Raw genomic sequence first — 13191 nt, forward strand, 5'->3', positions numbered from 1 at the left:
TTTTGGGTTTGGCGATAAAAACCGCAAGTTTGCTTGATATTTTATGCTAAACCTGTATACCTTTAGGCTTCAAACTTCGTTTTCTTTTGCTGGATATCAACAGTGACACAAAAACTTGATCAAGTGACTATTTCAACTTTATCACTCGCCAAAACAACCACCACAAACGTCACAGTAAATGCATTTCCTTCAGCTTTTGAGCAACCTGATATAAAAATGACCTTAGACAAGACCGTTTTAAAACCTGAACAACTTACACATATCCCAGATTTTGAAAAAATTCCAGCTTCAACTAAACGCATCAAACCGCTTAATAACTTTTTAGGTCAAGATCGTGCCAAAGCATCTGTAGAGGCGGGAATTTCTTTACCCTACTCAGGCTATAATATTTTTGCCGTAGGAACTGCTGGTTTAGGCAAACGTACCATGATCAAACGTTTGTTACAGCAGCACGCCAAAACAATGCCAACACCTGATGACTGGGTGTATGTCTATAATTTCAAACAAGCACGTCAACCTATTGCCCTACGTTTCCCAGCAGGTCAAGGGACTAAGTTTCAACAAGCACATGAACAAACTTGGCAAATAATTTTAAAACAACTTGAACGCCGTTTTAGTGCAGAGACTTATCATAACCGTATTGAACGTATCCGTCAGGAAACAGGTGATGTACAACAGCAAGCACTTGTTGAACTGACCAAAGAAGGCGAAGAACTCGACTTAAAACTCATTTCTCGTAATGAGAAACATGGTTTTGTACCTGTACAAGTTAAAGATGATGAAATTCAAGAACTTACCCAAAACGATATTGATGCTTTAAATAGTAAACAGCGTGCTGAAATTGCGGCCAATATTCGCTATATGGATAAAAAGCTGGATCGCCTTGGTCTACATTTAGGTGATTTAGAAGACGATGCACGTGACAAAGTGTCTGTGTTAAATCGAGATATTGCAACACAAGTCGTTATGCCAAGAATGGATCTTATTTTAAATAAATATGGTCAGGTTAAAGGGTTAGAAGATTACTTAAAACACTATGCGCAAGATATTATTGATAATGTAGAACTGATTTTAGAACAAGATGAAGATGATTATGCTCCATCAATGTTCAATCGTGTTCCTGCACGTTATCAGGCCAATGTAATTGTGGCCAACAAACCAAATAGCGGCGCTCCTGTTATTTTTGAAGACTTTCCAACACACTATAATTTACTTGGTCACGTTGAACAGCTCACCCATAACGGCACAATTATCACAGATTTCACCTTGATTCGTCCTGGTTCTTTGCATCAAGCCAATGGCGGCTTTTTAATGCTTGAAGCTGAGCAGTTATTAGAACAACCATATGCTTGGCAAGGTCTAAAACGCGCGCTTAAATCTGGGCAACTTAAATTATCTTCACTTGAACACATGCTGACTTTAACTGGCAGCATTTCGATTGAACCTGCTGCAATTCCGCTCGATATTAAAGTGATCTTAATGGCTGAGCCTGAAATTTATTATGAAATTTTAGAGATTGAACCAGAACTTGGCAGCGTCTTTAAAATTCGTGCAGATTTTACCGATACTCTGCAACGTAATGAAACGAATGAACAGGCTTATATGCAGTTGATTGCTGACTATGTCCAAGCTGATAAATTATTACCATTTGATCGTAGTGCTTTAGCAGCTTTATTAACTGATTCGAGCCGCCAAGCAGAAGATCAAAGCTCGTTATCATTACATGCGTCTACTTTAGGTGACCTCATTCGGGAAGCGCACCACCATGCGTTTAAAGCCGAGGACAAGATTGTCACTGAACAGCATATCAACCTAGCCCTACAACATCGACAATACCGTTTGGGCTATTTAAGAGAGCTTTACTGGCAAGATCTGTCACGTGGTACACAATTAATCGAAACATCGGGATACCGTTTAGGTCAGATCAATGCCCTTTCCGTTATTCATTATGCAGATGTTGAGTTTGGTTTGCCTTCACGTTTGACAGCATCTGTTTATCAAGGTGGTGGTGATATTCTTGATATTGAACGTAGTGTAGAACTTGGTGGTTCACTGCATGCCAAAGGCGTGTTGCTCATGTCTAGCTTCTTGAAAGCTCACTTTGGCCGTGAACAAATTTTACATTTCTCCGCTGCGCTTGCATTTGAACAGAGCTATGGTCAAGTCGATGGCGATAGTGCCACTGTTGCTGAGCTTTCAGCATTGATTTCTGCTATTAGCCAAATACCAATTGATCAATCATGGGCGATTACTGGCTCTATGAACCAATTAGGACAAGTTCAGCCAATTGGTGGCGTAAATGCAAAAATTGAAGGCTTTTATGATGCATGTAAATTACAAGGTTTCACAGGTAAGCAAGGTGTCATTATTCCTCGTCAAAACATGCAGCATTTAATGTTACGTCAGGATGTTATTGATGCTGTTCGCAGCGGTCAATTCCATATCCATGCGATTGATACGATTGATCAGGCACTTGAAATCTTAATGGCTCGTCCGGTTGGTGCACTCGATAAAAAGGGTAAATACAGCAAAAATTCAATTTATGCAGCAGTGATGGAACAACTTGAATATTGGCAAGCCATTGAGGATGGTGCTGAAATTGAAGAAGAGCCAAAAAAGAAAAAGAAAAATAAGAAAAAAATTAAGAAGCATGAAGAACTTACTGCTAACGATCTGCCACAAGAAAATGCAGAAGAAGTTGCCACATTAAAACAAAAGTAATAAAAAAGGGCCTGTAAAATACAGGCCCTTTTTACTTTTAGACTTGCAAAATTAACGGACGATCTGAATCGCTCGCCCTCCTGCTAACTGGCTAAAATATTGTTTAAGTGCTTCAACACAACGTTGAATTTTCATTGGTTGTTGATCATGCTTGGCAACCTCTGCATACAATGTAAAAGCTGGTAATTTCCAATCTGGCATGAGTTCAATCAAAGAACCATTTTTTAATTCTTTTTGAGCGTCCAAATATAAAATTCGTGCAATACCATGCCCTTGCTGACATAACGCTTTTGCAACTTGTAAATTATTGCTCTGCAAACGGCTTTGCATTTCAATATTAAGCGTTTCACCTGTTTTTACATGTTGAAAATTGAAATGGCGCGAGTCATTCATGACATTAATCGACAACAATTCATGATCTCTTAAATCATTAGGATGCACAATTGGACTAGATTGGTTTAGATAACTGGGAGAAGCCACCAAAATTTGATCTACAAAAGCCATCGGAATGATAGAGCTACTCTCTTCTACCGGAGTGGAACTCATGCGTACTGCGATATCAATTCGCTCTTCAATTAAATCGATATAGCGATGCCCAACTTCGAAATGCACAGATAAACCGCGATGAGCTGACATCCAGTGAGATAATGCTGGAATGAGGTGTTGAACTGCTAAATCAGGAGTTGTTGCAATACGCAAATCCCCGATTAAATCATCCCTCAATTCATTAATTCTGATTTTTCCCCTTTCAGCAGCCGCCAACATCTCTTGACAGCTTGAAAAAAAAGCCTGTCCGGCTTCTGTTAAACTAAGTTTACGAGTGGAGCGATGTAATAAAATTACATCCATTTCATTCTCAAGGGAGCGAATCTGTTGGCTCACCGCACTTGTTGTAATTCCCAATTCACGTGCCGCACCACTGAATGAACTTTTTTCGACCACACAAGCAAAAACACCCATCGCACGAAGCTGATCTAACATAGGTTTCCTCAAATCTAATTTTAAATTTATAAAAAATGCTTATTGTTGTAATGAAAGCAACCAATTACATTATACGAGGAAACCTAAGTTTTTTGCATTAGCTATTTTGGTAAAAGATTTATAGGATTAATCGGTTTTCCATCCAAACGAATCTGGAACTCGAGCATGACCTGAGATGCTCCAGTAGATCCCATTTCGGCAATTTTTTGTCCAGCAGTTATATTATCACCGCTTTTCACCAACATCTTGCTATTGTGGGCATACGCACTGATGTAACCGTCAATATGCTTAACTAAAACCAGATTTCCGTATTCTTTTAAGCCATCTGCTGCATACACAACTTGACCATCGGCTGCGGCATAAATAGGGTCACCCTGATTTCCACCATAACGGATTCCCTTGACATTATTTGCCAAATTAAACCCTTGAATTACTGGGCCATTAGTCGGTTTTATCCAACGTAAGCTCGAATTTGGTGCAACTGAAGCTACTGTCGTATTTGTTGATGGTACGCTAGTTGCTGGCTGAGTTACTGGTGTAACAGGCTGTGTTGTTGGTAAAGCAATGGTTTGACGTTTGATTTGCTCAGGTTGCGCCATGACTTGCGTAGATACCGTTCTTGGTGAAGAACCTTTCTTCAAACGCAAAGACTGATTAACATAAATGCGATATGGTGCGGGAATATCATTCATTTCGGCAATACTGACATAGTCCAGACCATAACGCATTGCGATACCACTTAAAGTATCACCTGAACGAACTGTGTAATAGTTAGGAGCCATTGCATAGCGAGAACTATTATTAATTTGCGGTTTAGAAGCACATCCAGCCATAGCCACAGTAAAACCTACAGCTACAGACAACAGCATAATTTTCATTATTTTGTCTTTTTGGATATTCACTCTGCTTTGTTGCCCAATTAAATGCATTGATCTCCCTCACTAAATGCTACAAATCATTTCGGCTAAGAGTACCAAAAAAGTAAGAGGAAACACGTTCCTCTTTTTCTTTATTCACAAAGTTATAACATTCGAGGCAAATTATTGACTCAAACTTAGCTGTAGGTCTTCTAAAACAGCATAATTTGTTGCGTCCATCTGAATTGGGGTAACACTTACATATCCATTGGCCACTGCAAAAAAGTCAGACTGAATCTGGCTTAGATCACGCTGTGGATCTGTAACAGCCTCACCTGCTAATCCAATCCAGTAAACTTGACGCCCTCGTGGGTCGACATGACTGGTAATTGGCTTAGATTGGGCGCGGCGTCCCTGATAAGTAATTTGTGCTCCTTTTAACTGTGGCACGTCTGGAATATTAATATTCAAGATATGTCTTGGAGGCAAAGATGGCAGTCCACTTGCAATAAAATCATGAACCCACTGAGCAGCCTGAGCATAATCTTCTTTATTATTATAAGCGCGTACATCAGAACCAGCTAAAGACACAGCAATTGCTGGTTGCTTCATTAAACGACCTTCAAATGCTGCGCCTACTGTTCCAGAATATAAAACATCATCACCTAAGTTTGCTCCACTATTGATTCCACTCACGACCAAGTCAAATTCAAAATCGAACAAACCATTCATTGATAAATAAACACAATCTGCTGGCGTACCATTCACTGCCCAAACATCTTCGGCAATTTGAATTGGGCGTAATGGTCTATCCAATGTCAATGCACTTGAAAAACCACTTCTTTCGCTTTCTGGTGCAACCACAACCACACGTCCAAGTGGTCTTAATGCTTCAGCTAAAGCCTGTATACCTGGCGCAAAAACACCGTCATCATTCGCAATTAAAATATTCACTAAAATCTTTCTCGACAAATAAACCTAAAGGTTTTCACAATTGAATTATTTGTTGAATTATATATATTTATGCCTCCATAGCATTATAAAATTGTGAAAAAATGAAAACTTTTGCTCCTTTTTTTCAAGTATTGGGGATCAGTATCACATTGTGTACGCAAGCGGTTTTTGCAGATGAGGATATCTCAACACAAGAGGCTGATAGCTTAATTAAAGATGACATTGCCGCAACGCAAGTTTTGCAGGAAATCTGCCCAACTTTCGTGGGAGCAAATAAAAAACTTGAGTCAAATACTCAAAAAATTATCGCAATGTATCTAAAAGGTTATTCAAATAAATCAATGTCCTTAGCAAATCTGCAAAATGACACAGAATTTAAAACTTTATTAAGTGAAGCACGTCTTGGGGCAAAACAAATGGACCATCATGAACAACATGAGCTCTGTGAAGAGATGGTTAATTATAAGGAATAGGTCTTAATCTTTTTAGAATAGAGATTTATTAATTTTTGGTTTTCTGTTTAGCATTAAGCAGAAAACCAACATAACAATACATTTTTTCCATTTTCTTAACCTACAAATTGGTTAAGCTAACGAGATATTTAAATTTTTTATTTCGGGTTATCGATGTTTATGAAGAAAAGCTTAGTTCAATCGCTCTCTTTGGTTTTACTTATGAGCATGGCAACAGTTGGTTTTGCTGCTGATAAGAAGAAAACAACTGAAAAGAAAACCGAAAATGAAAATGTTGTTGAAGTGACTCCACAACAAGGTATAACCCCTGAAGAATTAGCTGCGATTCAAGTACTTTCTGAAATTTGCCCAGACCTTATTGGCAAAAAAGATGCTGATTTTGCTCAAGGTTACGAACGTTTAGTTAAAGACTATCTACCAAATGAAACTGATGCTGTCTCTGCGTTAGAAAAACGTAGCAAAGACAAAGGCTTCAAAAAATACTTAAAAGAAGCGCGTAAAGATGCGAAAGCCGCAGGCGATGAGCAAAACACATTAGTTTGCCAAGACGTGAAAGCGTATCAATCGCAAAACTAAATTAGCAAAAAACTCTTGAGTTACAATACTGTTTGAAAAAGCCGATTTCCCCCATAGAAGTCGGCTTTGCTTTATCCTAAAATGCTAGGCTCTTCTGCTTCATACAAGATATTGGAATTACATAGAATGACTCGAAAAAGCGCTATTGCTGCACTACTCCTCTTGCCAAGCTTTTCTTATGCAGCAACTGTCTTATCAGCTCCGCCAGAATTAAATAATAAGTCTTATGTATTAATGGATTATGAGACAGGACAAATTCTTGCTTCTAAAAATGAAAACGAAAAGCTTGCACCTGCGTCTATGACTAAAATGATGACTAGTTACATCATTGAACAAAAATTATTAAAAGGTGATCTGACTGAAAATGAGCAGGTTCGTATGAACGAGTCTGCATGGTGTAAAGGAAGTAGCTCTGAATCATGTATGTATGTCCCTTTAAATGGTACAGCAACTGTTCTAGAAATGCTTCGCGGTATTATTATTCAGTCAGGTAATGATGCATCAAAAGCAATGGCTGAACATATTGCCGGAAATGAAGGCACTTTTGCTCACATGATGAATCAGGAAGCAAAACGTATCGGCATGGTAAATACCCAGTTTGTTAACTCAACTGGTATGCCAGCTGAAGGCCACTATTCAACTGCAAAAGATATGGCAGTTTTAGCACAACATATTATTAAAGACAGCTCAAAATATTACCCAATCTACTCTGAAAAAGAATTTACTTTTAATGGTATTAAACAAGGTAACCGTAATGCCTTGCTTTACACAGACCCAAGTGTAGATGGTTTAAAAACAGGCCACACAGATGAAGCTGGTTACTGCTTAACTACTTCAAGTAAACGCGGTCCAATGCGTTTAGTTTCGGTGATTTTTGGTACTCCAAGCATGGCTGAACGTGCAGACCAAACACGTGCTTTATTGGCTTGGGGCTTTGCAAACTTTGAAACAGCAAATGTTCAGCCAGCCAATCAGGTTCTTGCAAAAGCGAAAGTCTGGTTTGGTAAAGAAGATGAAGTTCAAGTGGGTTTAGCTGAAAACTTTAGTGTGACTATGCCTAAAGGTAAAGCTGACGGCATTAAAACTCAGTTAGTGGTTCAACCTAACTTAAATGCGCCACTTCAAAAGGGTCAAGTCGTAGGTAAACTCGTTGCAAGCTTAGATGGCAAAGTAATTGCTGAAAAGCCATTAGTTGCATTAAAGCCAGTTGAAGAAGCAGGATTCTTTGCACGCTTAATCGACCATGTTAAACAATTCTTCAGCAACTTATTCTAATTTTTGAATAGTTGAATTAAGCACTCATGCTATTTAGTCTGAGTGCTTTTTTATTTTATAATTCGACTAAATTTTATGTTGATACCTCTCATGGCAAAGAACATCCGTCCTTATCTTGAACACCACCCTCAAGTTGATACAACGTGCTATATCGATGACATGGCTGTTGTAGTCGGTGAAGTGAGCTTAGCTGAAAATGTTTCTGTCTGGCCTTTTGCAGTGATTCGTGGCGACGTAAATAGTATTCAAATTGGTAAAAACAGTAACGTACAAGACCATTGTATGTTGCACGTTAGCCACAAAAATGATGCAAAACCTAATGGCTCACCTCTTGTTATTGGTGAAGATGTGACGGTTGGACATCATGTCACTTTGCATGGTTGCACCATCGGTAACCGTGTTTTAATCGGGATCAATACCGTTGTTCTAGATGACGTGATTATTGAGGATGATGTGATGATTGGCGCGGGAAGTCTGGTTCCACCGCGTAAAGTCTTAAAAAGTGGTTATCTATATGTAGGAAGCCCTGTACAGCAAGTACGACCTCTTACCGAAAAAGAATTAGCATTTCTTCCTTATTCGGCAAGACATTATGTGAAAGTACAAAATAATCATAAAGCAGCCCAAGCAGATCGAGATTAATTAGCTTTATTAACAGCTAGTAATAAAATTCTGATTTTTTAAACGATATGGTTTTGTAGATATTGCTCATATCGTTTAGCAGATCACCGTAGCCAAAAACCCCTAAATTTCGTATTATACGTCTTTTAAATAATGGTGCTTTTTTATGGCCGCATGGACTCCTCATGTCACTGTTGCTACAGTCGTAGAAAAAGACGGACGCTATCTATTTGTTGAAGAGCATAGCGAAGGTTTTGTACACACCGTATTTAACCAACCTGCTGGTCATGTGGAATGTGGTGAGTCATTAACAGAAGCAGCCATTCGTGAAACACTTGAAGAAACGGGTCATCATGTTGAAATTGATGCCTTGCTCGGTATTTATACTTATACCCCGCCCATGTTTCCGGATCGTACCTATTACCGCTTCTGTTTTCTAGCACATGTGACTCAGGTTGAAAGCAATCCTCAACTCGATACAGATATTGTAGCTGCTGTGTGGATGACACCAGATGAGCTCAAAGAATCTGCTCGTGCTCGTAGTCCGCTCGTGCTAAAAGCAGTTGAAGATGCTATGAAAGGCCACCGTTATCCTTTATCGCTTATTTATGAGCACCCTTTCTCTCCCTCATTAACTTCTCATTTGGATGCCTAGTCCTATGCAACAACGTGTCATCGTCGGTATGTCTGGTGGTGTAGACTCTTCTGTTTCTGCAGCACTTTTACTTCAACAGGGTTATCAAGTTGAAGGCCTTTTCATGAAGAACTGGGAGGAAGACGACGGCACGGAATACTGTACGGCAATGGAAGATTTAGCCGATGCTCAAGCAGTAGCCGATAAAATAGGCATTAAGCTACACACAGCAAACTTTGCTATGGAATATTGGGATCGTGTATTTGAACTTTTCTTAGCTGAATATGCAGCTGGACGCACGCCAAACCCAGATATTTTATGTAATAAAGAAATTAAGTTCCGTGCATTTTTAGATCATGCCATAACTTTAGGTGCAGACTTTATCGCGACTGGTCATTATGCACGTCGCGGCGAAACTGCATATAACTCTAAAGGCGAAGCATACGCACCGTTATTACGTGGCGTAGACAATAACAAAGACCAAACTTATTTCTTACATGCTGTTCATGGTAAAGAAATTAACAAAACCCTATTTCCGGTCGGCGAGATCGAAAAGCCAGAAGTCCGCAGAATTGCTGAAGAACTTGATCTCGCGACAGCCAAGAAAAAGGACTCTACTGGGATCTGTTTTATTGGCGAACGTCGATTTAATGACTTCCTTAAACAATATTTGCCCGCTCAACCTGGAAAAATTGTACTTGATACAGGTAAAGAAGTTGGTGAACATCACGGTCTGATGTACTATACGCTCGGTCAACGTGGCGGAATTGGTCTAGGTGGTTTGAAAGGTGCAGCTGAAGGTGCATGGTTTGTACTACACAAAGATATTGCCAATAACCGCCTAGTTATTGGTCAGGGACATGAACACCCACTCATGCAAAGCACACAGCTTTGGAGTGAGTCAATCGACTGGGTGGCGGGCGAACAGAATATTCCAGCTGAAGGTTTACGCTGTACAGCTAAAACACGCTATCGCCAACCTGATCAGGCATGTACAGTTTTTAATGATGAAAATAGTGAACACGGTGTACGAGTTGAGTTTGATGAACCTCAGCGCGCTGTTACACCGGGTCAAAGCGTTGTATTTTATTCAGATGAAGTTTGCTTAGGCGGGGGTGTTATTCACCATACAAATGCCCCTACACCAAATTTTATTTAAGGGAATGAATGGCATGGTGGAGTTACCATTTCAACAATCACAAGCCTTGAATGTTCGCCAAAACCGTGCCCTTGCCTTGGCTGGGGTATTTCAGGCCACCCAGCTCACGCATATGACAGCCCTAACGGGACAGCAGAGTATTGGTGAAAGTGGTAACTTCTATTTTGAGCTGTTAATCAAAGCGAGTTTAAATATTCGCCCTACAGTCAACAATGGTGTCCAAACATTAGATTTTTTTAATCAGTTGGCAGATATTTCTTTAGGGCTTAAAACACTCGAAAATTGTATTACCCAACCCTTTACAAATATGCCTAAATCTCGCCTTCCAAAAATGGGCACTGCCAAGCTTCCCATGTCATACGCTATGTCCCTTTTACAATTAGAAAAAAAGGTCTATAGCAACCCAGAATACGTCGCAATCATTGAAAAAGCTCAGCAAAAGATTTTAAAACAGCTTTCTTTTTTTGATAATAACTATTTACACCCAAGCATTTTAGCCAATTTGGCTCAAACTTATGTTGATACTGCCGGGCAGATTAACCCTCGGATTTTAGTTCGTGGTAATGCAGAAGCATTTAAAGATACCAACCATACTAACCGCATTCGTGCTTGTCTGTTTACTGGCTTGCAAATGGCCCATTTATGGCGACAACTCGGTGGTAGTTCGTGGAACATGATTTTTAGCAAGCGTAAATTGCTACAAGATATTCAAGCACTTGCTCGTTTACAGTACCAAGTCATCTAAGACTGTAAAGAGATTATTTTTTGGTTTTATGTTTATTCCAACATTAAGGAATCGTTATGAACGCTTTAACCGCACTATCACCATTAGATGGACGTTATGCCAGCAAATGTGATGCGCTACGCCCTTTTCTTTCTGAGTTTGGTTTAATTCATGCTCGTGTCACTGTAGAAGTGCGTTGGTTACAAGCGCTTTCTAACCGTCCAGAAATTGTTGAAGTTGCTCCGTTTTCAAATGAAACAAATGCAGCTTTAGATGCCATTGTTAGCAACTTTTCTGAAGAAGATGCTAACCGCATTAAAGAAATTGAACGCACAACGAACCATGATGTAAAAGCTGTTGAATATTTCTTAAAAGAGAAAATTGCAGGTATTACTGAATTACAAAATGCGGGTGAGTTCATTCACTTTGCTTGTACATCAGAAGACATTAACAACTTGTCTCATGCACTGATGCTTAAAAACGGCCGCGAAGTTTTAGTATCAAGCATGAAGCAAATTTTAAATGCGATCTCTGCTTTAGCAACGACTCATGCTGAACAACCAATGTTGTCACGTACGCACGGTCAAACTGCTAGCCCAACAACTTTGGGTAAAGAAATGGCGAACGTTGCATACCGTTTAGCTCGCCAAATCAAACAATTTGAAAATGTTGAGCTATTAGGCAAAATCAACGGCGCTGTAGGTAACTACAATGCTCACCTTTCTGCTTACCCAGATGTTGACTGGGCTGCACATGCTCAAGCTTTTGTGGAATCTTTAGGTTTAGCATTCAACCCGTACACTACACAAATCGAGCCACATGACTACATGGCAGAGTTGTTTGATGCCTTACGTCGCTTCAACACGATTTTAATCGACTTTAACCGTGACGTATGGGGTTACATCTCTTTAGGTTACTTCAAACAAAGATTAAAAGATGGTGAAGTTGGTTCTTCAACTATGCCACACAAAGTTAACCCAATTGACTTTGAAAACTCTGAAGGTAACTTAGGTATTGCGAATGCTGTATTAGCTCACTTAGGCGAAAAATTACCAATTTCTCGCTGGCAGCGTGACTTAACTGACTCTACTGTACTTCGTAATATGGGTGTTGGTTTTGCGCAAAGTTTAATTGCTTTTGATGCGTGTTTAAAAGGTGTTGGTAAACTTGAGCTCAATGCAGCTCGTTTACTTGAAGATCTTGACCAAGCTCAAGAAGTTTTAGCAGAGCCAATCCAAACTGTTATGCGCCGTTATAACGTTGAAAAGCCATATGAAAAGTTAAAAGCATTAACTCGTGGTCAAGCAATGACTCGCGACATGATGGTTAATTTCGTAAATGGTGAGGAACTTCTTCAAGTGCCAAGCGAAGAGCGTGCACGTTTAGCAGAGCTTACTCCTGCAACTTACACAGGTAATGCTGCTGAACAAGCAAAACAGATCAATGACTTAATTAGCAAAATCTAATTGAAAAGTTAAAAAAAGCGAAGCTTCGGCTTCGCTTTTTTATTACACTGATATAAAGCACAATAAAGTCCTATTTATAAAATGATCGAAAAACAATTCAAACTTAAACACTATGTTGCTGTAGCCCTCATATTTATTGCCATCTTACTATCAAGCATTCACCCCCTTGAATTTCAAGCTTATTTACTTCATCAGGTGGGGACTGTTTTTATGTTAGTTCTACTGTTTATTATTTTTAAAAAGATTGGTCTCGATTTTTTAAGTTTTACTCTCTACTTACTATTTTTACTGATTCACATTATCGGTGCACATTACCTATATTCATATGTTCCGTACAATGACTGGATTCAACAGGTGTTCCATTTTAATCTAGATCAATACATGGGGTGGTCCCGTAATATGTATGATCGTTTAGTTCATCTTGCATATGGTGTTTTACTCTACCCTCTCATTTATCGAGTTTTTCAGGTTTGGTTACCTACAGCACGACCTTTTACTCTGTTTTTACTTGTGATCCAGTTCGTGATGGCATCTAGCGTTTTTTATGAACTCATCGAATGGGCAATTGCAATTGGATTATCTCCAGAAGAAGCTGAGAATTATAATGGTCAACAAGGCGACATATGGGATGCCCATAAAGATATGCTATTAGCGACTATTGGAGCAATAATTTATGGAGTTGCTTCTCTTATAAAAGCACCTAAAATCAATAATTCATAAATAAAAAAAGCGCTCAATGAGCGCTTTTTT

13 protein-coding genes are annotated in these 13191 nt (G+C 39.3%); 10 read left to right on the forward strand and 3 right to left on the reverse strand.

All coding sequences use genetic code 11. The features are described from left to right. The first annotated feature begins 102 nt into the window (after positions 1-102). Positions 103-2721, forward strand: a complete 2619-nt coding sequence (locus BMW38_RS05450; protein ID WP_092706434.1) for a Lon protease family protein — start codon at positions 103-105, stop codon at positions 2719-2721. Between the two features lie 51 nt (positions 2722-2772). Here the strand turns inward: BMW38_RS05450 and BMW38_RS05455 are convergent, their stop codons facing one another. The 3 genes from BMW38_RS05455 to surE all read right to left on the reverse strand — a co-directional run bounded on the left by BMW38_RS05455 (position 2773) and on the right by surE (position 5513). Continuing rightward, positions 2773-3702, reverse strand: coding sequence for a LysR family transcriptional regulator (locus BMW38_RS05455; RefSeq protein WP_003650468.1), 930 nt, complete (start codon positions 3700-3702; stop codon positions 2773-2775). A 101-nt stretch (positions 3703-3803) separates the two neighbouring features. Further along, entirely contained in the window at positions 3804-4631 is an 828-nt protein-coding gene (locus BMW38_RS05460; protein ID WP_003650467.1) for a peptidoglycan DD-metalloendopeptidase family protein, read from the reverse strand. Between the two features lie 111 nt (positions 4632-4742). Beyond that, the gene (surE, locus tag BMW38_RS05465; RefSeq protein WP_004643567.1) at positions 4743-5513 is read right to left on the reverse strand and encodes a 5'/3'-nucleotidase SurE; all 771 of its coding nucleotides are present in this window, start codon (positions 5511-5513) and stop codon (positions 4743-4745) included. A gap of 101 nt (positions 5514-5614) precedes the next feature. Here surE and BMW38_RS05470 point away from each other — a divergent pair, with 101 nt between their 5' ends. From BMW38_RS05470 to BMW38_RS05510, 9 genes are all read left to right on the forward strand, one after another. Continuing rightward, positions 5615-5986 carry an MCR_0457 family protein gene (locus BMW38_RS05470; RefSeq protein WP_092706436.1) on the forward strand — a complete coding sequence of 124 codons (372 nt, stop codon included), beginning with the start codon at positions 5615-5617 and terminating at the stop codon, positions 5984-5986. Positions 5987-6139: 153 nt separating this feature from the next. After that, on the forward strand, positions 6140-6562 hold the full coding sequence (locus tag BMW38_RS05475) for an MCR_0457 family protein (protein ID WP_004643570.1): 423 nt from the start codon (positions 6140-6142) through the stop codon (positions 6560-6562). A 126-nt stretch (positions 6563-6688) separates the two neighbouring features. Continuing rightward, the gene (gene dacC, locus BMW38_RS05480) at positions 6689-7837 is read left to right on the forward strand and encodes a D-alanyl-D-alanine carboxypeptidase PBP5/6 (protein ID WP_003650463.1); all 1149 of its coding nucleotides are present in this window, start codon (positions 6689-6691) and stop codon (positions 7835-7837) included. Between the two features lie 90 nt (positions 7838-7927). Beyond that, on the forward strand, positions 7928-8479 hold the full coding sequence (locus tag BMW38_RS05485; protein ID WP_092706438.1) for a gamma carbonic anhydrase family protein: 552 nt from the start codon (positions 7928-7930) through the stop codon (positions 8477-8479). 145 nt (positions 8480-8624) lie between these two features. Continuing rightward, positions 8625-9113 carry an NUDIX hydrolase gene (locus tag BMW38_RS05490; RefSeq protein WP_092706440.1) on the forward strand — a complete coding sequence of 163 codons (489 nt, stop codon included), beginning with the start codon at positions 8625-8627 and terminating at the stop codon, positions 9111-9113. A 4-nt stretch (positions 9114-9117) separates the two neighbouring features. After that, positions 9118-10251: a tRNA 2-thiouridine(34) synthase MnmA gene (gene mnmA, locus BMW38_RS05495; RefSeq protein WP_003650460.1), complete on the forward strand. Its 1134-nt coding sequence runs from the start codon at positions 9118-9120 to the stop codon at positions 10249-10251. Positions 10252-10264: 13 nt separating this feature from the next. Then, positions 10265-10996, forward strand: a complete 732-nt coding sequence (gene hflD / locus BMW38_RS05500; protein ID WP_004643577.1) for a high frequency lysogenization protein HflD — start codon at positions 10265-10267, stop codon at positions 10994-10996. Between the two features lie 56 nt (positions 10997-11052). Further along, the gene (gene purB / locus BMW38_RS05505) at positions 11053-12441 is read left to right on the forward strand and encodes an adenylosuccinate lyase (RefSeq protein ID WP_003650458.1); all 1389 of its coding nucleotides are present in this window, start codon (positions 11053-11055) and stop codon (positions 12439-12441) included. Between the two features lie 81 nt (positions 12442-12522). After that, complete coding sequence (locus tag BMW38_RS05510; protein ID WP_092706442.1) at positions 12523-13161, forward strand: DUF2238 domain-containing protein; 639 nt, start codon at positions 12523-12525, stop codon at positions 13159-13161. Positions 13162-13191: the final 30 nt, after the last annotated feature.

Origin of the sequence: Acinetobacter sp. yr461 (assembly GCF_900110445.1) — a bacterium.
Classification (GTDB): domain Bacteria; phylum Pseudomonadota; class Gammaproteobacteria; order Pseudomonadales; family Moraxellaceae; genus Acinetobacter; species Acinetobacter calcoaceticus.